A 23,712-nucleotide genomic window follows, 5' to 3' on the forward strand; every position below is an offset into this window, starting at 1 on the left:
CTGAAACTCCATTGAAATCGTGCTGACCGGTGCAGACAAGCCGGCGTTACTCGTAGTTGCTGAAGCGGGACATCGGCGGCGGCGGCGGCGGCAGCGGCGTGTAGCCCGGCACCCCTGCGCGGAATGCGGACACGAGGCCGTTGTCGACGGTCGACAAGCCCTTGAGCGTCAACTGCATCATGAATCGCGTCGACGAGTTCTGCTGTCCCGACGAATTGATGCCGTTCGCAGCCCGCTGCACCCCGACCCCGAGCGCCCAGCAATCCGCGTCGTATTGTAAGCCGACCAGACCGTCGACCACGCGATCTCCGGCGAGGTCGTAGTTGAAACGGCCGATCGCGTACAGGCGGCGCGTAAGCGGCCATTGCGCGGATACCAGGAACTGGTTGATCGGCTGGTTGTCGAGCGTGGTGTTCGATCGTGTGTAGCGGTAGCCGACGTTGATCACGCGGCGCTCGCCCGGACTGTAACCGAAACCGACGCTCGACTTCACGAGCTGGTTGTTGTTCTGGTTGTACTGGAACGCCGTCTCCGACATGAAGCCCGAGCCGAGCTTCAGCGCGGCGCCAACGATCAGGTCCGAGTGGCGCGCCAGCACGGCGCTCTGGCCGGAATTCAGCGTGACGCGCTGATCGGCGAAGTAGTACTGCTGCGCGATCACGAAGCGCGCGCGTTCGTCGCCGGTGCGCGGATCGATGAAGCGCGACGTCAGGCCGGCCGTGATCCGGTTCGCGTCCGCGATCCGGTCGTTGCCGACGAACGTGTTCGGCTGGTAGATCTCCGCGAGGCCGAAGTCCGATTCCGCGGTATCGAACAGCGGCGCGTTCGACTGGTCGCGATACGGCGTGTACACGTAGTACAGGCGCGGCTCGAGGGTCTGGATGAAATCCTGGCCGAACAGGCGCACGGAGCGGTCGAAGATCAGGCCGGTATCGAAGCTCACGGTCGGGATCGACTCGGTGAAGCGCTTCGGGCTGTTCGGCGTGCTCGACGACAGGTAGTTCAGGTCGTACGACGCGAAGTGGTACTGGACCTTCGGCACGACGAAGTAGCCGGGACCGTACACGCCGTACGAGATGTACGGGTTGAAGACGACCCGGTCGCCTTCGGTCATGTCGGCCGTCGTGATGCGGAACCGCGAATAGTCGGCTTCCGCGCCGAAGTCGAAGCCGCCGACGTTGTACTTCGTGTACTTCACGTTCAACTGCGGCTCGCGGCTGTACGGCGCGATTGACGGCGGCAGCGTCTGCCAGTGCTGGTAGCGCGCGAGCACCGACCACGGGCCATTGTTGTACGTGACTCCGGCCTCCTGCTGGTACAACGTCTGCGTCCCGTTGATGAACTGGTTCATCGAGCCCAGTTGTTCGGGATACAGATTGTCGGAGACCTTGTTGTAGTAGACGTAGCCACCGAAACCGCCGCCGAAGTTCTGCTGGTGCTGCCAGAAGATCGCGTAGCGGTTGCGGTGCTCGAGCCGGTCGTTCGGCAGGTAATTGGCCGTAAACGTGCCCGAATACGACGGCGACAGGTAGCGGAACGTCGCCTCGGTCAACACGCCGCGCCGCGAGATGATGCGCGGCGTGAGCGTCAGGTCGCGGTTCGGCGCGATGTTGAAGTAGTACGGCAGCGTCAGCTCGAAGCCGTTGCTCGAATTCATCGAGAACGTCGGCGGCAGCAGGCCGCTGCGCCGCTCGCCCGACAGCGGGAACGTCATCCACGGGCTCGCGAAGATCGGCACGCCCTGGAAGAACAGCACGCCGTTGCGCGCGGTGCCTTCGTCGGCGCCCGTATCGAAGTCGAAGCGGCTGCCCTTGATGTACCACGCGGGATTCGTCGAGCACTGGCACGCGGTATAGGTGCCGTTGACGAACACCGAGCGCTCGTTGTCGACCATGTCGACGCGCTCCGCGCTGCCTGACCCGCCCGTCACGTTGAAGTGGTACTTCGGCGCCGTCATGAAGCCCTGGTTCGCCTCGATCTTCAGGTGCGCCTCGGGGCCTGCGAACGACGTGCCGGAATTGACCACCTTGACCTGGCCGTACGCATCGGCCATGTCGGTATCCTGATCGTAGTGGAGCGCGTCGGCCTTCACGACGACGTCGCCGCGCCGCAGCTCGGCGGCGCCCTTGGCGGCGAGGTCCTGCTCGGCCGTGCCGCTCGTGTGGTCGGCGATCACGAAGGCGGCCGGCTTCGCGCCGTCCTTCAGCGGATGATCCTCGAGCTGGGGTGCGAGACGCAGATCCCACGGCGAGTCGAGCGGTTGCGGCTGCGCGGCCGCGCCCGACAGCTGCGCGTACGACACGGCCGGCACGAGGCCGGGCACGGCCAGGAGCGCGAGCGCGAGCCGCCGTTTGCGCGGCACCCCGTCACCGGGGAAAACATTCGGGAATAGCGGTTTGGGCGGCATCTATCGTTTGGCGAATCGCCCCTTGTCAACCGCGCCTGCACGGCACATTCGCGCACGGCGGGCCGCGCCGTCGCACCGCGACTGCGGCTGAGCGCAAACCGGGGAGGCGATCGGGCGGACGGCGCGACAGGCGGCGGGCCTGCACGGCGGAAGCTGACGCGGGGCGCGTCAAAAAAGTCGTGGGGTATTATATGGCAAGACGTTCCCCCCTCCTCCGAGTTTCATGACGCCCCCATCCGCCGCATCCCAGCCCGACGCCCGCCTCGAAGCGCTCACCGCGTGGCTGCACCCGCTCGCCGGGCGCTACGCCCTCGACCTGTCGACCCTCGCGCCCGCGTCGTCGGACGCCAGTTTCCGCCGCTATTTCCGTGTCGCGTCGGCCACGAGCCCCGGCGGCACGCTGATCGCCGTCGACGCGCCGCCGCCCGAAAAGTGCCGCGAGTTCGTCCAGGTCGCGCAGCTGCTCGCCGCGGCCGGCGACCACGTGCCGGACGTGCTGGCCCATGATTTCGACGCGGGCTTCATGCTCGTGACGGACCTCGGCCGCACGTCGTACATCTCGGTGCTCGATCCGGCCGACCCGGCCGCCGCACGGCCGCTGATGCGCGATGCGCTCGACGCGCTGATCCGCTTCCAGCTCACGTCGAAGCCCGACGTGCTGCCGCCGTTCGACGAAGCGTTCCTGCGCCGTGAAATGGAGCTGCTGCCGGAATGGTTCGTCGGCCGCCACCTCGGCAAGCCCGTCACCGACGCGATGCGCGGCACGCTCGACCGCACGTTCGCGCTGCTGGTCGCGAGCGCCCATGCGCAGCCGCAGGGTTTCATGCTGCGCGATTTCATGCCGCGCAACCTGATGGTCTGCGAGCCGAACCCGGGCGTGCTCGACTTCCAGGACGCCGTCTACGGGCCGCTGACGTACGACGTCGTGTCGCTGCTGCGCGACGCGTTCGTCAGCTGGGACGAAGAGTTCGAGCTCGACTGCTTCGCGTACTACTGGGAAAAGGCGAAAAAGGCCGGCCTGCCGGTCGATCTCGATTTCGGCGAGTTCTACCGCCAGCTCGAATGGATGGGGCTGCAGCGTCATATCAAGGTCCTCGGCCTGTTCGCGCGCATCAACTACCGCGATGGCAAGCCGCATTACCTGAACGACCTGCCGCGCTTCATCGCGTATGCCCGCAAGGTCGCACTGCGCTACCGCCCGCTCGTGCCGTTCGCGAAGCTGCTCGACGAGCTCGAGGGCAACGCACCGGCCGACGTCGGCTATACGTTCTGACCGTCCTCCAGAGTCCTGATACCCGGCCGACCATGAGCAACACCCTGACCACGGCGATGATCTTCGCCGCCGGACGCGGCGAACGGATGCGCCCGCTGACCGACACCCGCCCGAAACCGCTGCTCGAAGCCGGCGGCAAGCCGCTGATCGTGTGGCAGATCGAGGCGCTCGCGCGCGCGGGCATCGAGACGATCGTGATCAACCACGCGTGGCTCGGCGAGCAGATCGAGGCCGCGCTCGGCGACGGTTCGCGCTGGGGCGTGCGGCTCCTGTATTCGGCCGAGGGCGAGGCGCTGGAAACCGCCGGCGGCATCGCGCAGGCGCTGCCGCTGCTCGAGCGCGACGGGCAGCCGGCCGTGTTCGCGGCCGTCAGCGGCGACGTGTACTGCGCGTTCGACTACCGGACACTCGCGCCGCGCGCCGCACGGATGGCCGCGCTCGACACGCCGGCGATGCACCTCGTGATGGTGCCGAACCCGCCGTTCCACCCGGCCGGCGATTTTGCGCTCGACGACGCTGGCCGCCTCGCGCTCGACGGCGCCGCGCGCGTCACGTTCGGCAACATCGGCCTGTACGACACGCGGATGTTCCGCGATCTCGCGCCCGGCACGCGGCGCGCGCTGACGCCGTACTACCGCGCGGCGATCGAAGCCGGCCGTGCGAGCGGCGAATTGTACGAAGGTATCTGGGAGAACGTCGGCACGCCCGCGCAGCTCGGCGAGCTCGACGCGCGGCTGCGCGCCGCGGGCTGACCGGACGGCGGGCGCCGCGCACGACACCCCGTCGTGTTGCCCGGCGCGCTGCGCCGCCCCCGCCCGCTACGCGGGCCCGTTAAGCGGTCTCGGCCTCTTCCCCGCCGGCCGCCGCGCGCTGCTGCTGCAGCGCCCACATCTGCGCATACAACCCGTCGGCGCGCACGAGTTCGTCGTGCGTGCCGCGTTCGACGATCCTGCCGTGATCCATCACGAGGATCTGCTGCGCATGCACGACCGTCGACAGCCGGTGCGCGATCACGAGGGTCGTCCGATGCCGCGCGATCTGGTCGAGTTCGTGCTGGATCGCACGCTCCGAGCGTGAGTCGAGCGCCGACGTCGCTTCGTCGAACAGCAGCACCGGCGGGTCCTTCAGCAGCGTGCGCGCGATCGCGACGCGCTGTTTTTCGCCGCCCGACAGCTTCAGCCCGCGTTCGCCGACCGGCGTGTCATAGCCCTTCGGCAAGCTTTCGATGAAATCGTGGATGTGCGCGGCGCGCGCGGCCGCGACCACTTCGTCGCGCGTCGCGGTCGGCCGGCCGTATGCGATGTTGTAGTAGATCGAGTCGTTGAACAGCACGGTGTCCTGCGGCACGATCCCGATCGACGCGCGCAGCGAATCCTGCGTGACGTCGCGGATGTCCTGGCCGTCGATCCGGATCGCGCCGCCCGCCTGCCGGTCGAGGTCGTAGAAACGGAACAGCAGGCGCGACAGCGTCGATTTCCCCGAACCGCTGTGGCCGACCACCGCGGTCGTCGTGCCCGCATCGATCGTGAACGTCACGTCATGCAGGATCTGCCGGGCCGGCTCGTACGCGAAGTTCACGTGCTCGAAGCGCACCTGCGCGCCGGCCACCGCGAGCGGCTGCGCATCGGGCCGGTCGGCCACTTCCTTCGCGGCCGACAGCAGCCCGAACATGCGGTCCATGTCGGTCAGGCTCTGCTTCAGCTCGCGGTACACGACGCCGAGGAAGTTCAGCGGAATGTAGAGCTGCAGCATGAACGTGTTGATCAGCACGAGATCGCCGAGCGTCAGCTTGCCCGCGAGCACGCCCTGCGTCGCGCGCCACAGGATGAACACGAGCCCCGTGCCGATGATCGCCTGCTGGCCGAAGTTCAGCACCGACAGCGAGTTCTGCGAGCGGATCGCGGCCTTCCGGTAGCGCTTCAGGTTCTCGTCGTAGCGCTGCGCCTCCCACTCCTCGTTGCCGAAGTACTTCACCGTCTCGTAGTTGATCAGCGAATCGATCGCCCGCGAGTTCGCGCGCGAGTCGAGTTCGTTCATCGTGCGGCGGAAATGCGTGCGCCAGTTGGTGACCTTCACGGTGAACACGATGTACGTGACCAGCGCCGCGAACGTGACGTACGCGTAATAAGCCTCGTACTTGACCACGAAAAAGCCGAGCACGAGCCCGACCTCGACGAGCGTCGGCAGGATGCTGTACAGCGAATACGAGATCAGCTGCTGGATGCCGCGCGTGCCGCGCTCGATGTCGCGCGACATGCCGCCCGTCTGGCGTTCGAGATGGAATCGCAGCGACAGCCCGTGCAGGTGCCTGAACACCTGCAGCGCGAGCTGGCGCACCGCGCTCTCGGTGACCTTCGAGAACAGGATCTCGCGCAGCTCGGTGAACAGCGACGTCGACAGCCGCACGAGCGCATACGCGACGACCAGCAGCCCGACGCCGCCCGCGAGCACGATGCCGGCCGACTGTTCGGCGCGGCCGATCGCGGTGATCTGCTGCACGTAGGACAGGTGGTCGACGATGCGCTTCATCACGACCGGCACGCCGAGGTTCGCGACCTTCGCGCCGATCAGGCAGGCGAGCGCGAGCGCGACGCGCCATTTGTAGGTGGTCAGGTACGGCAGCAGCGACCGGATCGTCTGCCAGTCGTTGCGAGGCCCGGTCGAAGCCGGCGCGGGCTCGCCGGAAGCGGGAAATCGGCGCATGGGGAGTAGTCTCTGTGGCGGTGCACGACGCGTGTATCGACGGCCGGCTCGCGCGCTTTCTCGTACAATTTGCGAACGTTGTATTGTCGCAGAAGCCGCTTCGCGCCGCTGCCGGCGGCCTCGCCGGCCAGCCTGCGCGCGGCGGCCTATTTATTACAGGATGAAAGCCCCCGCCATGACCGATTCGACCCTCGAACTCCCGCAGAAGCAGCCCGCGTTGCGCGTCGTCCCGCAACCGCACGACGCGAACGTCCACGGCGACGTGTTCGGCGGCTGGATCATGTCGCAGGTCGACATCGCCGGCTCGATCCCCGCGAGCCAGCGCGCGAACGGCCGCGTCGCGACGGTCGCGGTCAACTCGTTCGTGTTCAAGCAGCCGGTATTCGTCGGCGACCTGCTGAGCTTCTACGCGACCATCACGCGCACCGGCAACACGTCGATCACGGTCGACGTCGAGGTGTACGCGCAGCGCATGCGCCTGATGGGCGAAATCGTGAAGGTTACCGAAGCGACGCTCACGTACGTCGCGACCGGCCCCGATCGCAAGCCGCGGCAACTGCCGCCGCTCTGACCGGCGAGCGCCGCGACCGCGCGGCGCACGGCACGCGGCCGCGTCAATGCGTGGCCGTCAGCCCGAACTCCCGCATCGCGGGCAGGAAATCGTGATTCAGCTTCGGCTTGCGCGACAGCTTGACCAGCACATAGCGCTGGAACGGCGCGAGCCGCTGCCATTGCGCGAGCGCGGGCGCCGTCAGCCCGGCCAGCGCGCTCTGCTGCACGAGCGTCTCCGGCACCGTGTCGACGGCACGCCAGGTCGGCTGCTCGTCCGGCTGGAACCATGACGGTTCCAGATCCGCGTGCGTGCGCAGCATTTCGAACAGCGCATGATCGAAGTTGGGCTCGATCGCGGTGTCGTCGTCGGCCGGAAAGCGCGCGAGCAGCTTGCGGTCCTCGAGCGGCAGCAGTTGCCACTGTTCGAGCGAAATCCGCAGACCGAAACGGTCGAGATTGAAACGCACGATCATCGGGATGTACGTGAAGTTTTCCGACGAATCGTGTTCGAAGTTGAAGAGCAACGGAGCGTCGCTGAGTCCCATGGTCGTTACCTGATGTGGCGGATGCCGGCGCGGCCGGCCTGCCTGAGGTATTTTAGAACCTCTGCGCGCGGGCGGCGGCACGATTGTCGCCGGCCGTGCTTCGAATCAACGGGAGTGCTCGTGAATCCGACCCAATCCGACGAACTGCGCGACGAACCGCGCGGCGCGATCGAGCTGTCCGTGCGCCGCACGCGCGGCGGCGCTGTCGAAACCGCGCACGACCACGTGGGCCAGGAATGGCCGGTCGCGCTCGTCTTCAATGGCATTTCGCACGCGGTGATGATGTGTACGCCGCGCGACCTCGAAGCGTTCGCGGTCGGCTTCGCGATCTCGGAAGGGATCGTCGCGCGCGGCAGCGACATCAAGGACATCGAGGTGATCCTGCACGCCGACGCGCCGCTGCCGCATGCGGAAGTGCACCTGGAGGTCGTCCAGCAGGCGTTCGCCGCACTGAAGGACCGGCGCCGTGCGCTCGCGGGGCGCACGGGCTGCGGCGTGTGCGGGATCGAAAGCATCGACCTGCTCGACCTCGCCCCCGAGCGCGTGCCCGACACGGGCTTTCTCGCGCGCCTCGCGCCCGACGCGCTGGCGCGTGCGGCGCACGGGCTGCCCGCGCACCAGGCGCTCACGAAACTGACCGGTGGCCTGCACGCGGCCGCGTGGTGCGACGCAACAGGCGCGATCCGGATGGCATTCGAGGATGTCGGCCGCCACAACGCGCTCGACAAGCTGATCGGCTCGCTCGTGCTGTCGCGTGCCGACGCGACCGACGGCTTCGTGTTCCTGTCGAGCCGTGCGAGCTACGAGCTCGTACGCAAGGCCGCACGGGTCGGCATTCCGCTGGTCGCGACGATCTCCGCGCCGTCGTCGCTCGCGATCGAAATCGCGAAGGCGGCCGGCTTGCGGCTTGTCAGCTTCTGCCGCGAAACCGGCCACGTCGACTACGGCACGGCCTGATCGCGAACCAAGGCGCGCGCCGGCGCGCCCTGCTCCGTCAGTCGAACTGACGGAAATCCGGCTTGCGCTTCTCGAAGAACGCCGTCATCGCCTCGCGCGCTTCCGGCGCGCGCAGCATCGCCGCGAAGTGGCCCGCTTCCTCGGCCATCCGCGCGGACGTCGCCACGCCGCCCGTATCCTTCAGCAGCGCCTTCGTCACACGCAGCGATGCCGCGGGCAGCGCCGCGAGCTTCGCCGCCTGCTTCGCCGCGAACGCGTCGAGCTCGGCAGCCGGCAGCACGCGGTTGACGATGCCGATCCGGTGCGCTTCCAGCGCATCGAATGCCTCGCCGAGCAGCAGCTTCTCGGCCGCGACCTGATGGCCGGCCAGACGCGGCAGCAGCACGCTCGACGCGGCTTCCGGGCACAGCCCGAGCTGCGCGAACGGCAGCGAGAACGTCGCGGTGTCGGCCGCGTAGACCAGATCGCAGTGCAGCAGCATCGTCACGCCGACGCCGATCGCGAGGCCCGGCACCGCGGCCACGATCGGCTTGCTCGCGCTGCTGATCCGCGCAAGGAACTGGAACACCGGAGCGGTGTCGTCCTTCGGCGGCGCTTTCAGGAAATCCTCGAGATCGTTCCCCGCGGTGAAATTGCCGTCGCTGCCGCGCAGCAGGATCACGCGGATCGCCTTGTCTTCCTGCGCGTCGGCGAGCGCATCGGCCATCGTCTGGTACATCGCCGCCGTCAGCGCGTTCTTCTTCGCCGGGCGCGCGATCGTGATCGTCATCACGCCTTCGGCGCGTTCCACTTGAATTTCGGACACAACCGTCTCCTTTGACTTTCCTCTACCGGAATGAAAAAACGGTGCGCGAGCTCGTGGCCCGCGCACCGTCGTCGCTCTTGTCCCGCTCCGCTTACAGGCGTTCGATGATGCCCGCGGCGCCCATGCCGGTGCCGACGCACATCGTGACCATCCCGTACTTCAGGTTACGGCGGCGCAGGCCGTGCACGACGGTCGCCGCGCGGATCGCGCCGGTCGCGCCGAGCGGGTGGCCGAGTGCGATCGCGCCGCCCATCGGGTTGACCTTCGACGGGTCGAGGCCGAGGTCGCGCATCACCGCCAGCGATTGCGCGGCGAACGCTTCGTTCAGCTCGATCCAGTCGAGATCGTCCTGCTTCAGGCCGGCCGCCTTCAGCGCGGCCGGAATCGCTTCCTTCGGGCCGATGCCCATGATTTCCGGCGGCACGCCGCGCACCGCGAAGCTCACGAAGCGCGCGAGCGGCGTCAGGTTGAACTCCTTCAGCACCTTTTCCGACACGACGAGCAGCGCGCCCGCGCCGTCCGACGTCTGCGAGCTGTTGCCGGCCGTGACCGAGCCCTTGTTCGCGAACACCGTGCGCAGTTTCGCCAGGCCTTCGATCGACGTATCCGCACGCGGACCTTCGTCGAGCGCGATCTCGCGCGTCTTCACGTCGACTTCACCCGTCGCGAGGTTCGGGAAACGCTCGGTGATCGTGTACGCGGCGATCTCGTCGTTGAACTCGCCGGCCTGCTGCGCGGCCAGTGCCTTGCGGTGCGACTCGACCGAGAACGCGTCCTGGTCTTCGCGACTCACCTTCCACTGCTCCGCGACGCGCTCGGCCGTCAGGCCCATCCCGTACGCGATGCCGAAGTCTTCATTGCGATCGAAGATGTGCGGCGACATCGACGGCTTGTTGCCCATCATCGGCACCATGCTCATCGATTCGCAGCCACCCGCGAAGATCGCGTCCGATTCGCCGACGCGGATGCGGTCGGCCGCCATCGCCAGCGCGGTGATGCCCGACGCGCAGAAGCGGTTGACCGTCACGCCGCCGACCGTCTGCGGCAGGCCCGCCAGCAGCGCGCCCATCCGCGCGACGTTCAGGCCCTGCTCGGCTTCCGGGATCGCGCAACCGATGATCGCGTCTTCGATCAGCTTCGTGTCGAAGCCCGGCACCTGCGCAACCGCCGACTTGATCGCGTGGACCAGCAGCTCGTCCGGGCGCGTGTTCTTGAAGACACCGCGCGGGGCCTTGCCGATCGGCGTGCGGCTGGCGGCGACGATGTATGCGTCTTGCAATTGTTTGCTCATTTGAGACTCCTTGCCTTATCCGCTCGCTCAGTTACGCACCGGCTTGCCGGTTTGCAACATGCCCATGATCCGTTCCTGCGTTTTCTGCGTGCCGAGCAGCTCGACGAACGCGCGGCGCTCCAGCGCGAGCAGCCACTGCTCGTCGACGAGGCTGCCGGCTTCGACGTCGCCGCCGCACACGGCTTCGGCGATACGGCTTGCGATCAGGTAGTCGTGGTCGCTGATGAAGCGGCCGTCACGCATGTTGACGAGCGATGCCTTGATCGTCGCGATGGCCGAGCGGCCTGCAACCGGCACGTCCTTCGCACGCAGCGGGGCACGGTAGCCGGTGGCGGCCAGTGCACGCGCTTCCTTCTTCGCGGTGTCGAGCAGTTCGAACACGTTGAAGATGATCGTGTCGGACGGCTTCACGTAGCCCATCGCACGCGCATCGTGCGCGGACGCCGAGACCTTCGCCATCGCGGCGTTCTCGAACGACTTCGTGACGAACTTCAGGATGTCGGTGGTCGCGTTCGCGGCCGTCGCGGCATCCGCTGCGCGCAGCGCCGCTTCCTTCAAGCCGCCGCCCGCCGGCACGAGGCCGACGCCCACTTCGACCAGACCGACGTAGCTCTCGACGTGCACGACACGCTTCGCGCTGTGCAGCATCAGCTCGCACCCGCCGCCGAGCGCGATGCCCGACACGGCTGCGACGACCGGCACGTTCGCGTACTTCACGCGCAGCATGCCTTCCTGGAACTTCTTCACGAACGGCTCGATGCCCTTCGCGCCGCCCATCATGAACGCGGGCATCGCCTCTTCGAGGTTCGCGCCGGCCGAGAACGGGCCGCCCGGCGTGCCGAGCTTCAGCGACGTCGGCTGCCAGATCACCACGCCCTTGTAGTCCTTCTCCGCGAGCTCGATCGCCTGCACGAGGCCGTCGATCACGCTCGGTCCGATCGTGTTCATCTTCGACTTGAACGACACGATCACGACGTCGTCTTCACCGGCACGGTCGTCGACCCACGCACGCACGGCGTCGGTTTCGAACAGCGTCTTGCCGTACGTCTTCGGATCGGCGCCGGCTTCGCCGAGCAGCGGCGCACGGAACACCTGCTTGTCGTAGACCGCGAGGTCCGAACGCGGCACGAAGCGCTGCGCTGCCGGCGCCCACGAGCCTTCGGCCGTGTGCACGCCGCCCTTCTCGGCGACCGGGCCTTCGAGCACCCACGACGGCAGCGGCACGTTCGCCAGCGCCTTGCCGGCTGCGATGTCTTCCTGCACCCACTCGGCGACCTGCTTCCAGCCGGCAGCCTGCCAGCCTTCGAACGGGCCTTCGTTCCAGCCGAAGCCCCAGCGGATCGCGAGATCGACGTCGCGCGCGTTGTCGGCGATCGACTCGAGATGCACGCCGATGTAGTGGAACACGTCACGGAAGATCGACCACAGGAACTGCGCATGCGGATGGTCGGTCTCGCGCAGCAGCTTCAGGCGTTCCGCCGGCGGGCGCTTCAGGATGCGGGCGACCGTTTCGTCAGCCTTCGCGCCCGAGTCGACGTAGGTGCCCGTCTTCGCGTCGAGCACCTTGATCGCCTTGCCTTCCTTCTTGTAGAAGCCGCCGCCCGTCTTCTGGCCGAGCGCGCCCTGCTTCACCAGCTCGGCGAGCACGGCAGGCGTCTGGTAGACCGGGAAGAACGGATCGTCGGCGAGGTTGTCCTGCATCGTCTTGATCACGTGCGCCATCGTGTCGAGGCCGACCACGTCCGCCGTGCGGAACGTCGCCGATTTCGCGCGGCCGAGGCGGCTGCCGGTCAGGTCGTCGACTTCGTCGAAGCGCAGGCCGAACTTCGCGGCCTCGGTGATCACCGCGAGGATCGAGAAGATGCCGACGCGGTTCGCGATGAAGTTCGGCGTGTCCTTCGCGCGCACGACGCCCTTGCCGACGATGCTCGTCAGGAACGTCTCGAGCTGATCGAGGATCTCCGGGCGCGTATGCGCGGTCGGGATCAGTTCGACGAGGTGCATGTAGCGCGGCGGGTTGAAGAAGTGCACACCGCAGAAGCGCGCCTTCAGCTCGTCCGAGAACCCTTCGGACAGCTTCGTGATCGACAGGCCCGACGTGTTGGTCGCGAAGATCGCGTTCGGCGCGATGTGCGGCGCGACCTTCTTGTACAGGTCGTGCTTCCAGTCCATCCGCTCGGCGATCGCCTCGATCACGACGTCGCATTCGGCCAGCTTCGCGATGTCGTCTTCGTAGTTCGCTGCCTCGAGGTACTTCGCATCGTCCTTCACGCCGAACGGCGCGGGCGACAGCTTCTTCAGGTTCTCGATCGCCTTCAGCGCGATCGCGTTTTTCGGGCCTTCCTTGGCCGGCAGGTCGAACAGCAGCACCGGCACGCGTGCGTTGATGAGGTGCGCGGCGATCTGCGCGCCCATCACGCCGGCGCCCAGCACGGCGACCTTGCGAATCAGGAAATTGCTCACGGGATGTCTCCGGATAGTGTCGTGCAGCGCGGGATGTGGGGCTGCACGGAGAAGTGAGTACCAGGAACCGTTGCGTTCGGGCGGCGCGCGGCGCGCACCGCCCGGACTCGCATCAGAACAGCGATTCGTCGACTTCCATCATCGTCTTCGAACCGGCGCGCGCGGCGCGGATCGTCGATGCCGTTTCGGGCAGCAGGCGCGCGAAGTAGAAGCGCGCCGTCGCGAGCTTCGACTTGTAGAACGGGTCGCCCGACGCTTCGTTGTCGAGGGCGAGGCGTGCCATGCGCGCCCAGAAGTACGAGAACACCAGGTGGCCGACGGTACGCAGGTACGGCACGGCGGCAGCGCCGACTTCGTCGGGGTTCTGCATCGCCTTCATGCCGATTTCCATCGTCAGCTTCTGCACCTTGTCGCCGATGTCGGCGAGCGGGTTGATGAACTCGGCCATTTCCGGCTTCACGCCTTCGGCTTCCGCGAATTCCGTCACGAGCTTGCCGAACTTCTTCAGCTTCGCGCCCATGTCGCCGAGCACCTTGCGGCCCAGCAGGTCGAGCGACTGGATCGAGTTCGTGCCTTCGTAGATCATGTTGATCCGCGCGTCGCGCACGTATTGCTCCATGCCCCACTCGGAGATGAAGCCGTGGCCGCCGTAGATCTGCATCGCGTGGTTCGTGCACTCGAACGCGTTGTCGGTCAGGAACGCCTTGATGATCGGCGTGAGCAGCGCGACGAGGTCGGCGGCTTCCTTGCGCACGGCTTCGTCGGCGTGCGACAGTTCCTTGTCGATCTGCAGCGCCGACCAGTACGTGAACGCGCGCGCGCCTTCCGCGTAGGCCTTTTGCGTGAGCAGCATGCGGCGCACGTCCGGGTGCACGATGATCGGGTCGGCCGGCTTGTCCGGTGCCTTCGGGCCCGTCAGCGAGCGCATCTGCAGGCGATCCTTCGCATACGCGAGCGAGTTCTGGTACGCGACTTCCGTGAGGCCGAGACCTTGCGCGCCCACGCCGAGCCGGGCCGCGTTCATCATCACGAACATCGCGTTCAAGCCCTTGTTCGGCTCGCCGACCATCCAGCCCTTCGCGTTGTCGAGGTTCATCACGCACGTCGAGTTGCCGTGGATGCCCATCTTGTGTTCGATCGAGCCGCACTTGATGCCGTTGCGCTCGCCCGGCTCGCCCGCTGCATCGGGAATGAACTTCGGCACGATGAACAGCGAGATCCCCTTCGTACCCTGCGGTGCGTCCGGCAGGCGCGCGAGCACGAGGTGGATGATGTTCGCGGCCATGTCGTGTTCGCCGCTCGAGATGAAGATCTTCGTGCCGCTGATCGAGTACGAGCCGTCGCCGTTCGGTTCGGCCTTGGTGCGCAGGATGCCGAGGTCGGTGCCGCAATGCGGCTCCGTCAGACACATCGTGCCGGTCCATTCGCCGGTCACGAGCTTCGGCAGATAGGCCTTCTGCAGTTCCGGTGCACCGTGCGCGTGCAGGCATTCGTACGCGCCGTGCGACAGGCCCGGATACATCGTCCAGGCCTGGTTCGCCGAATTCATCATTTCATAGAGCGCGTTGTTCACGAACGCGGGCAGGCCCTGGCCGCCGTAGTCCGGATCGCAGCCGAGCGCCGGCCAGCCGGCCTCGACGTATTGCTGGTAGGCCTCCTTGAAGCCGGTCGGGGTCTTCACGACGCCGTCGCCTTCATACGTGCAGCCTTCGCGGTCGCCGACCTGGTTCAGCGGGAACAGTACCTCGGAGCAGAACTTGCCCGCTTCCTCGAGGACCTGGTTGATCGTGTCGGCGTCGAGGTCCGCATGCTTGGGCATTTGCTTGACTTCGGCTTCGACGTTCAGAAGCTCGTGCAACACGAATTGCATGTCGCGCAGCGGCGCGGCGTACTGTCCCATGACTCTCTCCAAAGGTGGGCAAAACGGCTCGAGCTCCTGGCGGGCGGGTCACGCGCCGCTAACGGCTCTCGCTCTGATACGAAACAATCGTCTTTTCCAGCGCGGCCCACGTGAGGCGCACGGCGTCCGGCGAATGCAGGAAACGTGCGTCGTGATGCAGGCCGAGCGTGAAGCTGTACAACTCGAAGAGCATCAGGTCCGGATCCGTATCCGCACGCAGATGGCCTTCTTCCTTCGCCTGCGAAATGGCACGCAGCATCGCGGCACGCCAGGCCGTCACGCTCGCGATCAACTGCTCGCGCACGGGGCTGTCAGGCCGGTCGTCGTACTCGACGGCACCGCTGATGTAGATGCATCCCGTCGTCACCTCCTGGATGCGCTTCTCCGTCCAGCGGGCCAGCATCGCCCGAAGGCGCGGCAAGCCCCGCGGCTCGCGCAGGCTCGGAAAGAACACCTCGTTTTCGAAACGATGGTGATACTCGCGGACGACCTCGACCTGCAGGTCTTCACGCGATCCGAAGTGCGCGAACACACCGCTCTTGCTCATCTGCATGCGCTCGGCCAGCAGGCCGATCGTCAGCCCCTCCAGCCCGTCACGGCTGGCGAGGTCCAAAGCAGCTTCAAGTATCGCGGCACGCGTCTGTTCGCCTTTTCGCATAGCTATTTCTGTAACCGTTCGGGGGTTCGAATAAAATCGAACGGCCGTACTATTATTGAGTGCGGCCGCTCGCGAAACAAGGAAATTATTAGAAACCGGTGTCTAACCGAGCCGCTATTTTGCGCGATTCCGGCGGGACCGGAGCGGCTTTTCCGCACGAACGTGCGGACAGATATTTTGAAGCGAATGCTTAGTCTGCGTCAGTCGTAACCGCCGACCGTCAGCGCCTTCATCACGAGACGGTACGCGGTGTACGCGAGCCAGTTCAGCAACCGCTCGATGCGCGGGCGCGCGGCGAAACGCGCGGGGTCGATCTCTCGGCCATCGGCGAACGCAGACGCGATTGCGTCGCGCAGTTCGTTCGTGACTGCATCGTAGCGCACCAGCACGACATTCGCTTCATTGTTCAGCATCAGGCTCAGCGCGTCCAGGTTCGACGAGCCGACCGTCGCCCAGTTGTCGTCGATCACGGCGACCTTGCCGTGCAGCATCGTCTTGTCGTATTCGGCGACGCGCACCCCTGCGCGCAGCAGCGCGTGATAGAGGAACGGCACGGCCGTATCGAGCGCCGCGAACTCCTTGCGGCCGATCAGGATCCGCACGTCGACGCCGCGCCGTGCGGCGCCCGTCAGCGCACGCCGCAGCTTGCGGCCCGGCATGAAGTACGGATTCGCGAGCAGGATCCGCTGGCGCGCCTGGCCGATCGCCGCGAGATACGCCTTCTCGATCGCGCGGCGGTTCACGACGTTGTCGCGCGCGACGAACGCGACGCTCGGCTCGGTCACGACCCTGAGCGCACCGGCCTTGATCCACCGGTGGCTGCGCATCCAGCGCCGGAACATGTCGGGGAACGCTTCACCGCCGTGCAGCCCGGCCGCGTACTGCGCATACGGCTTGTGGCCGAACTGGATCCGGTGCCACTGCAACTCGAATGCGGCGCGCACGTCGGACACGGCAGGCCCCGCCATCTCGACCGCGAAATCCCAGCGCGGAAACGGCAGCGTCGCGCCGTTCTGCGCGTAGTCGTCGACGATGTTGATGCCGCCGCAGAACGCGACCGCGTGATCGATCACCGCGAGCTTGCGGTGCGTGCGCGAGAAGCCGAAGCGGCCGAACAGGAAGCGGTTGTAGATGCAGCGCTCGACGCCGGCCTCGGCCCACGTGTCGAACAGCGGCAGGCGCGCGGTGCCGATGCCGTCGGTGATCACGCGCACGCGCACACCGCGCTGCGCCGCGCGGATCAGCGCGTCCGACACCGGGCGCCCTGCCGCGTCGTCGCAGAAAATGTAGGTTTCGAGCATCACCTGCTCGCGGGCCGCATCGATCCGTTCGATCAGGGCCTTGAAGAATGCGCCGCCGCCCTCGCACAGCCGCACGGTGTTGCCCGACGTGAACGCGAGCCGCGATGCGGAACCGCGTTCCTGCAGGAACATCTGCCGCAATTGCGCGAAGCGCTTGCGGGTCTCCGCATTCATGCGGACGAGCCGTGCGGCGCGCGCGACAGGGCCACGCGCGCGGGCAGTTGCAGGATCGCCTCGGCATTCGACGGCGAGAAGCAGCGCGCGGCCGCCTCGCGAAACGGCAGCCACGCATGGTCGACATGCTCGCGCGGCGACAGCGTCACGTCGACGCGCCGCGGCACGCACAGGCCGAACCAGTGCTCGACGTTGCGCGTGACGCCCGGTGCATAGCGGTGCAGGTACTGCGGATAGATCGTGTATTCGATCCGGTGGCGCCAGTCGACGAGCGCGGTGGCCGGCACGTCCGGCGTGCCGACGGCAATGCCGGTTTCCTCGACCACTTCGCGCGCGGCGGTCACCGCGAGCGGCTCGTCGAGCGCGTCCTTCGAGCCGGTGACCGACTGCCAGAAATCGGGCTGGTCGGCACGCTTGATCACGAGCACATCGAGGTCGGGCGTGTAGATCACGACGAGAACGGATTCGGGGATTTTCGGCGGCTTCGTCATCTTTGTTTCATGCGGCACAGGGCCATGCACCGGCCATGTGCTCCGAACGTACGGCAAGTGCTGCGACTGTACCGCAAAAAATGAAAAAGGCGCATCGCGGCGCCTTTTTCATGGGTGTCGTGTGCGCGTGACCGCACACACGACCGGGTGCGAAAACGCGTTACGCCTTCGGCTGTTCCGGCTGGCGCAGACGGATGTGCAGTTCGCGCAGCTGGCGCTCGTCGACCGGGCTCGGCGCTTGCGTGAGCAGATCCTGCGCACGCTGCGTCTTCGGGAACGCGATCACGTCGCGGATCGAATCGGCGCCGGCCATCATCGTGACGATGCGGTCGAGACCGAATGCGATACCGCCGTGCGGCGGCGCGCCGTACTGCAGCGCGTCCAGCAGGAAGCCGAACTTCAGTTGCGCCTCTTCCGCACCGATCTTCAGCGCGCGGAACACCTTGCTCTGCACTTCCTCGCGGTGGATACGCACCGAACCGCCACCGATTTCCCAGCCGTTCAGCACCATGTCGTACGCCTTCGCGAGGCAGCGGCCCGGGTCGGTCTCGAGGTACTCGAGGTGCTCGTCCTTCGGGCTCGTGAACGGGTGGTGCGCAGCCACGTAGCGCGCATCTTCGTCGTCGTATTCGAACATCGGGAAGTCGACGACCCACAGCGGCTTCCAGCCGGCCTGGACGAGGCCGTTCGCCTTGCCGAATTCCGAATGGCCGATCTTCAGGCGCAGTGCGCCGAGGCTGTCGTTGACGACCTTCGCGCGGTCGGCCGCGAAGAAGATGATGTCGCCGTCTTCCGCGCCGGTGCGCTCGAGGATCGCCGCGATCGATGCGTCGTGCAGGTTCTTGACGATCGGGCTCTGCAGGCCGTCGCGGCCCTTCGCCTTCTCGTTGACCTTGATCCAGGCGAGGCCCTTCGCGCCGTAGATGCGCACGAATTCCGTGTAGCCGTCGATGTCGCCGCGCGACAGTTCGCTGCCCTTCGGCACGCGCAGCGCCGCAACACGGCCGTCCTTCGCGTTGGCCGGCGTGCTGAACACCTTGAAGTCGACGTCCTTCATCGCGTCGGTCAGCTCGGTGAATTCGAGCTGCACGCGCAGGTCCGGCTTGTCCGAACCGAAACGCGCCATCGCTTCCGAGTACGGCATCACCGGGAATTTCGCGTCGAGCTCGACGTCGATCGTCGTCTTGAAGATGTGACGGATCATGTCTTCGAACAGGTCACGGATTTCCTGCTCGCCCAGGAACGACGTTTCGCAGTCGATCTGCGTGAATTCCGGCTGACGGTCGGCGCGGAGGTCTTCGTCGCGGAAGCACTTGGTGATCTGGTAGTAACGGTCGAAGTTCGCGACCATCAGCAGCTGCTTGAACAGCTGCGGCGACTGCGGCAGCGCGAAGAACTGGCCCGCGTTCACGCGCGACGGCACGAGGTAGTCGCGCGCGCCTTCCGGCGTGCTCTTCGTCAGCATCGGCGTTTCGATGTCGATGAAGCCCTGCTCGTCGAGGTACTTGCGTGCCTCGATCGCGACGCGGTAGCGCAGGCGCAGGTTGTGCTGCATCTGCGGGCGACGCAGGTCGAGCACGCGGTGCGTGAGGCGCGTCGTTTCCGACAGGTTGTCGTCGTCGAGCTGGAACGGCGGCGTGACCGACGCGTTCAGCACGATCAGTTCGTGGCACAGCACTTCGATCTTGCCGCTCTTCAGGCCGGCGTTGGCCGTGCCTTCCGGACGGTTGCGCACGAGGCCCTTGATCTGCACGCAGAACTCGTTGCGCACGCCTTCGGCGGTCGCGAACATCTCGGCGCGATCCGGGTCGCACACCACCTGCACGAGGCCTTCACGATCGCGCAGGTCGATGAAGATCACACCGCCGTGATCGCGGCGGCGCTGCACCCAGCCGCACAGCGACACGGTTTGGCCCAGCAGGTGTTCGGTCACGAGACCGCAGTATTCAGTACGCATCGACATGATGTTTGCTTTCGTTCGGTTTGATCAACGGGCGCCGCAACGCGCGGCCCGGGCGATGATTCTTTACTTACAGCGGCGGCTCGACGGGGCGGCGGGCGGGCGCCGGAGCCGGCGCCGGAGGCGCCACGACGCCCATCGAGACGATGTACTTGAGCGCGGCATCGACCGACATGTCGAGTTCGATGACTTCGCTCTTCGGCAGCATCAGGAAGAAGCCCGACGTCGGGTTCGGCGTCGTGGGCACGTACACGCTCACGTACTCTTCCGTCAGATGGTTGACCACGTCGCCGCCGGGCGCGCCGGTCAGAAACGCGATCGTATACGAGCCGCGGCGCGGGTATTCGATCAGCAGCGCCTTGCGGAACGCGTTGCCGCTGCTCGACAGCAGCGTGTCCGACACCTGCTTGACGCTCGTGTAGATCGGCCCGACGACCGGGATGTGACGCACGACCGCGTTCCACCACGTGACGAGCTTCTGGCCGATGAAGTTGCGCGTGGCCAGCCCGACGACGAAGATGAACGCGAGCGTCAGCACCGCGCCGATCCCCGGCAGATGGAAGCCGAGCATCCGCTCGGGCTGCCACGATTCGGGCAGCAGGAGCAGCGTCTGGTCCATCGTGCCGATGATGAGGCCGAGCACCCACAGCGTGATCGCGAGCGGGACGAGAACCAGCAGGCCGGTCAGAAACACCGATTTCAGGGTCGTCTTTTTCATCATCTGCCGTCAATGAACCGCGCCGGCGGCGCGGATTGGTCGCGACCCGGCCGGGCCGCGACGGTCAACTGCTGGCGGCGGGCGCTGCGGCCGGTGCAGGCGCGGCGCTCGTCGTCGTGCTGTCGGAAGAGCTTGCGGCAGCCGGCGCGGCTGCTGCGGGCGCGGCTTCCGCCGAAGCGGCCGGCGCCGCGTCACCCGACGCCGTCGCCGGTGCGCTGGTGCCGCCCGAACCGCCGCGGAAATCGGTGACATACCACCCCGAGCCCTTCAGCTGGAAACCGGCGGCAGTCACCTGCTTGCGAAAAGCATCCTTCCCGCATTCAGGGCATTGCGACAGCGGCGCGTCGCTCATCTTCTGGAGCACGTCCTTCGCGAAACCGCACGCTTCGCATCGATAGGCGTAGATCGGCATGATATTTTTCCCGCAGAAACTGGAAACGGCTTGCAAAACCTTGAATTATAGCTGAAACCCTGGCGCGCTCCGGCAATGGCCGTGACACCCGCCCATCAGCGGCGGCGCCACGTGAGCCAGCGCTCGTGCCCTTCGAACACGGCCAGCGAATCGGTCACGGGCAAATCCTCGATCAGCTCGAAGTGCGGCGCGAGCAACGCGTCGAGTTCCGCACGCTCGATTCCGAACGGCGGCCCCTTCGGTTTCGCCATCACGAAAAAATAGCCGGCCAGCAATCCGTCCGCCGGCAACAGCTCGGCCATCCGAGCCGCATAGCCGGCCCGCATGGCCGGCGGCAGCGCACACAGGAACGCGCGCTCGTACACCCACTGCACGTCGAACGGCGGCCGGTACGTGAAGAAATCGGCCTGCTCGACGACGTCCGCATGCGCGCCGAGCTGCGCCTTCGCGGCAGCTACCGCCTGCGCGGCGAAATCGATCGCACGCACCGGCCAACCGGCCTGCGCGAGCCACCCGGCCTCCTGCGCACTGCCGCAACCGGGAATCAGTACCGTGCACGGCTCGAGCCGGTGCGCGAACACGCGAAAGCCGTCGGGCACGCCGCCGAATTCCCACGGCGTCACGCCGCGCGCGAAACGCTCGTCCCAGAACGATGCCTTGGCCGGGTCGCGCGTCGCGAAATCGGCGGACGTCGGTGCGGCCGGTTGCTTAGGATCGGGCATCGTCGTACTCCTTTCGGTCAGGCGCCGTAGGCGAGCGCGAGCAATACGCGCGCGACCAGCGCCCCGACACCGACCGCCAGGCCGAAGATCAGCAGCGCCTGCAACAACCGGTTCGTCCGTTTCTGCTCGACGAGGACCTGGCGCATCAGCTCCTCGCTCGCGGCGCGCGGCGCGTCGTGGCGCGCGGCCATCGCGTGATGGATCAGGCGCGGCAGTTGCGGCAGCGTCTTGCTCCACTGCGGCGCCTCGACCTTGAAGCGCTCGTACCAGCCGCGCAGGCCGATCTGCTCGGTCATCCAGCGCTCGAGGTACGGCTTCGCGGTCTTCCACAGATCGAGTTCGGGATCGAGCGAGCGGCCGAGCCCTTCGACGTTGAGCATCGTCTTTTGCAGCAGCACGAGCTGCGGCTGGATCTCGACGTTGAAGCGGCGCGATGTCGAGAACAGGCGCATCAGCACCTGGCCGAGCGAGATGTCCTTCAGCGCGCGGTCGAAGTACGGCTCGCATACGGCGCGGATTGCGCTTTCGAGTTCCTCGACACGCGTCTCGGGCGGCACCCAGCCCGATTCCAGGTGCAGCGTTGCGACGCGGTGATAGTCACGCTTGAAGAACGCGAGGAAGTTCTGCGCGAGGTAGTTCTTGTCGAAATCGGACAGCGCGCCGACGATCCCGAAATCGAGCGCGATGTAGCGCCCGAACGTGCTCGGGTCGAGGCTCACCTGGATGTTGCCGGGGTGCATGTCCGCATGGAAGAAACCGTCGCGGAACACCTGCGTGAAGAAGATCTCGACGCCTTCGCGCGCGAGCTTCTTGATGTCGACGCCGGCCGAGCGCAGCGTCTCGACCTGGCTGATCGGCACGCCCGTCATGCGCTCCATCACGAGCACCTGCGACGTCGAGAAATCCCAGAACATTTCGGGCACGAGCAGTAGGTCGAGGCCCGCGAAGTTGCGGCGCAGCTGGCTGCCGTTCGCGGCCTCGCGCATCAGGTCGAGCTCGTCGTGCAGGTACTTGTCGAATTCGGCGACGACTTCGCGCGGCTTCAGGCGGCGGCCGTCGGCCCACATGCGCTCGGTCCAGATCGCGATGTCGCGCATCAGCGCAAGATCCGAGTCGATCACGGACAGCATGTTCGGGCGCAGCACCTTCACCGCAACGGCCTTGCCCGCGTGTACGCCCTGCTTCAGCTTCGCGAAATGCACCTGCGCGATCGATGCGCTCGCGATCGGCTCGCGCTCGAATTCGTCGAACAGCTCGTCGACCGGCGCCCCGAGCGACTTCTCGATGATCGCGATCGCGACAGCGGAATCGAACGGCGGCACCTGATCCTGCAGCTTCGCGAGTTCGTTCGCGAAATCGACCGACAGCAGGTCGCGGCGCGTCGACAGCACCTGGCCGAACTTCACGAAGATCGGGCCGAGGCTTTCGAGCGCGTGACGCAGCCGCACGGCGGGCGGATCGGAATAGCGGCGGCCGATCGTCGTGATCCGCAGCAGCAGCTTCACGCGCCGGTCGTCGATCCGGGACAGCATCACTTCGTCGAGACCAAAACGGATGACGGTGTAGACAATCTTGATGAAACGGAAAATGCGCATGCCCTGCGGCCCTCAGTGCGCGCCGCGCGGGCCTGGGCCCGTGCGCGCGCCGATTTTTTGTTCGAGTCGCTCGACCCGCTTTTCGACCCGCGCGAGCGCATCGCGTGCGCGCGCCAGTTCGGCGTCGAAGCCGCCGAGCGACGTGCGCCGGACGACTTGCGGGTTCTCGTCGAGCCAGTATTCGGCGACGGAATCGAGCACGTTGCGGCCGGTGCGTCGCGCGCGTGCACCGGCATCGCGCACGACCGTCGCGATCCGGAATGCCGCCGCGTCGCCGACCAGCTTCGCGAGATCTTCTTCAGGTTCCCAGCGCAGGTGCTCGGCCAGCTTCGCGATCTGCGTCGCGAATTCCGCGTCGCCCTCGATCTTCACGTGCTTCATCACGGCCGCCTGGCCGCCCTGCAGAAACGCGGCGACGGTATCGCCCGCGAGTGCGATCGACACGTCGACCTGTTGCGCATCGTGCGCGTCGACGGCGGTCAGATAGCCGTCGGGCTGCACCAGCAGCGTGAGCGTGACGGGGGGCACGTCGATCCGGGCAGTCTTGCCCGCATAGGGAATCAGGCGGTCGCGCGCCCACGATTCGCGCGCGAGCAGGTGATTGACGGCAGCAGCAAAAGGCTTGGCGGCAAAGGTCATCGGGCTGGGAAAGAAAAAACCCGCGCAGGCCGGGCGCCCACGCGGGTTTCTATTGTAACGTCGGATCGTCGGCAGACCGTGCCTGACCGTACACCCGGGCGGCAAGCAGTCGCAGTGCGGCGGCCGTCGCCCGGGTGCCCGGCGGC

The 23,712-nt window shown here is 66.6% G+C and carries 20 protein-coding genes; 4 read left to right on the forward strand and 16 right to left on the reverse strand.

Annotated elements, in window-relative coordinates; all coding sequences use genetic code 11:
- Positions 1-46 precede the first annotated feature (46 nt).
- The gene (locus ACWMMN_RS14400; RefSeq protein ID WP_059233238.1) at positions 47-2,407 is read right to left on the reverse strand and encodes an LPS-assembly protein LptD; all 2,361 of its coding nucleotides are present in this window, start codon (positions 2,405-2,407) and stop codon (positions 47-49) included.
- A 223-nt stretch (positions 2,408-2,630) separates the two neighbouring features.
- Here ACWMMN_RS14400 and ACWMMN_RS14405 point away from each other — a divergent pair, with 223 nt between their 5' ends.
- Together ACWMMN_RS14405 and murU are read left to right on the forward strand one after the other, a co-directional pair.
- The gene (locus tag ACWMMN_RS14405) at positions 2,631-3,680 is read left to right on the forward strand and encodes an aminoglycoside phosphotransferase family protein (protein ID WP_486422791.1); all 1,050 of its coding nucleotides are present in this window, start codon (positions 2,631-2,633) and stop codon (positions 3,678-3,680) included.
- Between the two features lie 32 nt (positions 3,681-3,712).
- Complete coding sequence (gene murU / locus ACWMMN_RS14410; RefSeq protein WP_059233236.1) at positions 3,713-4,432, forward strand: N-acetylmuramate alpha-1-phosphate uridylyltransferase MurU; 720 nt, start codon at positions 3,713-3,715, stop codon at positions 4,430-4,432.
- Between the two features lie 79 nt (positions 4,433-4,511).
- Here the strand turns inward: murU and ACWMMN_RS14415 are convergent, their stop codons facing one another.
- The gene (locus ACWMMN_RS14415; RefSeq protein WP_059233235.1) at positions 4,512-6,383 is read right to left on the reverse strand and encodes an ABCB family ABC transporter ATP-binding protein/permease; all 1,872 of its coding nucleotides are present in this window, start codon (positions 6,381-6,383) and stop codon (positions 4,512-4,514) included.
- Positions 6,384-6,558: 175 nt separating this feature from the next.
- Between ACWMMN_RS14415 and ACWMMN_RS14420 the strand changes: the two genes are divergently transcribed.
- Positions 6,559-6,954, forward strand: coding sequence for an acyl-CoA thioesterase (locus ACWMMN_RS14420; protein ID WP_034208354.1), 396 nt, complete (start codon positions 6,559-6,561; stop codon positions 6,952-6,954).
- 43 nt (positions 6,955-6,997) lie between these two features.
- Here the strand turns inward: ACWMMN_RS14420 and ACWMMN_RS14425 are convergent, their stop codons facing one another.
- Positions 6,998-7,480 (reverse strand): nitrate reductase associated protein, encoded by a 483-nt coding sequence (locus ACWMMN_RS14425; protein ID WP_059233234.1) that lies wholly within the window; start codon positions 7,478-7,480, stop codon positions 6,998-7,000.
- A gap of 114 nt (positions 7,481-7,594) precedes the next feature.
- On the opposite strand from ACWMMN_RS14425, the gene fdhD reads away from it, so the two are divergent.
- The gene (gene fdhD, locus ACWMMN_RS14430) at positions 7,595-8,437 is read left to right on the forward strand and encodes a formate dehydrogenase accessory sulfurtransferase FdhD (RefSeq protein WP_420874358.1); all 843 of its coding nucleotides are present in this window, start codon (positions 7,595-7,597) and stop codon (positions 8,435-8,437) included.
- 37 nt (positions 8,438-8,474) lie between these two features.
- Here fdhD and ACWMMN_RS14435 read toward each other — a convergent pair whose 3' ends face one another.
- The 13 genes from ACWMMN_RS14435 to ACWMMN_RS14495 form a co-directional block, all read right to left on the reverse strand.
- The gene (locus ACWMMN_RS14435) at positions 8,475-9,242 is read right to left on the reverse strand and encodes an enoyl-CoA hydratase (protein WP_059233233.1); all 768 of its coding nucleotides are present in this window, start codon (positions 9,240-9,242) and stop codon (positions 8,475-8,477) included.
- Positions 9,243-9,333: 91 nt separating this feature from the next.
- Complete coding sequence (locus ACWMMN_RS14440; RefSeq protein ID WP_043190603.1) at positions 9,334-10,533, reverse strand: acetyl-CoA C-acyltransferase; 1,200 nt, start codon at positions 10,531-10,533, stop codon at positions 9,334-9,336.
- A 27-nt stretch (positions 10,534-10,560) separates the two neighbouring features.
- Positions 10,561-12,996: a 3-hydroxyacyl-CoA dehydrogenase/enoyl-CoA hydratase family protein gene (locus ACWMMN_RS14445; RefSeq protein WP_174993184.1), complete on the reverse strand. Its 2,436-nt coding sequence runs from the start codon at positions 12,994-12,996 to the stop codon at positions 10,561-10,563.
- A 112-nt stretch (positions 12,997-13,108) separates the two neighbouring features.
- Complete coding sequence (locus ACWMMN_RS14450) at positions 13,109-14,896, reverse strand: acyl-CoA dehydrogenase C-terminal domain-containing protein (protein WP_059233231.1); 1,788 nt, start codon at positions 14,894-14,896, stop codon at positions 13,109-13,111.
- A gap of 58 nt (positions 14,897-14,954) precedes the next feature.
- Positions 14,955-15,554, reverse strand: a complete 600-nt coding sequence (locus ACWMMN_RS14455) for a TetR/AcrR family transcriptional regulator (RefSeq protein WP_006751498.1) — start codon at positions 15,552-15,554, stop codon at positions 14,955-14,957.
- Between the two features lie 200 nt (positions 15,555-15,754).
- Positions 15,755-17,029: a cardiolipin synthase ClsB gene (gene clsB, locus ACWMMN_RS14460; RefSeq protein ID WP_059233230.1), complete on the reverse strand. Its 1,275-nt coding sequence runs from the start codon at positions 17,027-17,029 to the stop codon at positions 15,755-15,757.
- Entirely contained in the window at positions 17,026-17,520 is a 495-nt protein-coding gene (nudB, locus tag ACWMMN_RS14465) for a dihydroneopterin triphosphate diphosphatase (protein ID WP_059233229.1), read from the reverse strand. The genes clsB and nudB overlap by 4 nt, the downstream gene beginning before the upstream one ends.
- Positions 17,521-17,680: 160 nt before the next feature.
- Entirely contained in the window at positions 17,681-19,483 is a 1,803-nt protein-coding gene (gene aspS / locus ACWMMN_RS14470; RefSeq protein WP_486422792.1) for an aspartate--tRNA ligase, read from the reverse strand.
- Between the two features lie 67 nt (positions 19,484-19,550).
- On the reverse strand, positions 19,551-20,201 hold the full coding sequence (locus tag ACWMMN_RS14475; RefSeq protein WP_014896080.1) for a DUF502 domain-containing protein: 651 nt from the start codon (positions 20,199-20,201) through the stop codon (positions 19,551-19,553).
- A gap of 61 nt (positions 20,202-20,262) precedes the next feature.
- On the reverse strand, positions 20,263-20,610 hold the full coding sequence (locus ACWMMN_RS14480) for an FmdB family zinc ribbon protein (RefSeq protein WP_059233227.1): 348 nt from the start codon (positions 20,608-20,610) through the stop codon (positions 20,263-20,265).
- Positions 20,611-20,705: 95 nt separating this feature from the next.
- Complete coding sequence (locus ACWMMN_RS14485; protein ID WP_486422793.1) at positions 20,706-21,332, reverse strand: class I SAM-dependent methyltransferase; 627 nt, start codon at positions 21,330-21,332, stop codon at positions 20,706-20,708.
- A 17-nt stretch (positions 21,333-21,349) separates the two neighbouring features.
- On the reverse strand, positions 21,350-22,927 hold the full coding sequence (ubiB, locus tag ACWMMN_RS14490; RefSeq protein WP_059233225.1) for a ubiquinone biosynthesis regulatory protein kinase UbiB: 1,578 nt from the start codon (positions 22,925-22,927) through the stop codon (positions 21,350-21,352).
- Between the two features lie 12 nt (positions 22,928-22,939).
- Positions 22,940-23,566, reverse strand: a complete 627-nt coding sequence (locus ACWMMN_RS14495; protein WP_175847519.1) for a ubiquinone biosynthesis accessory factor UbiJ — start codon at positions 23,564-23,566, stop codon at positions 22,940-22,942.
- Positions 23,567-23,712: the final 146 nt, after the last annotated feature.

Source organism: Burkholderia cepacia complex sp. TUM26381, from assembly GCF_057439935.1.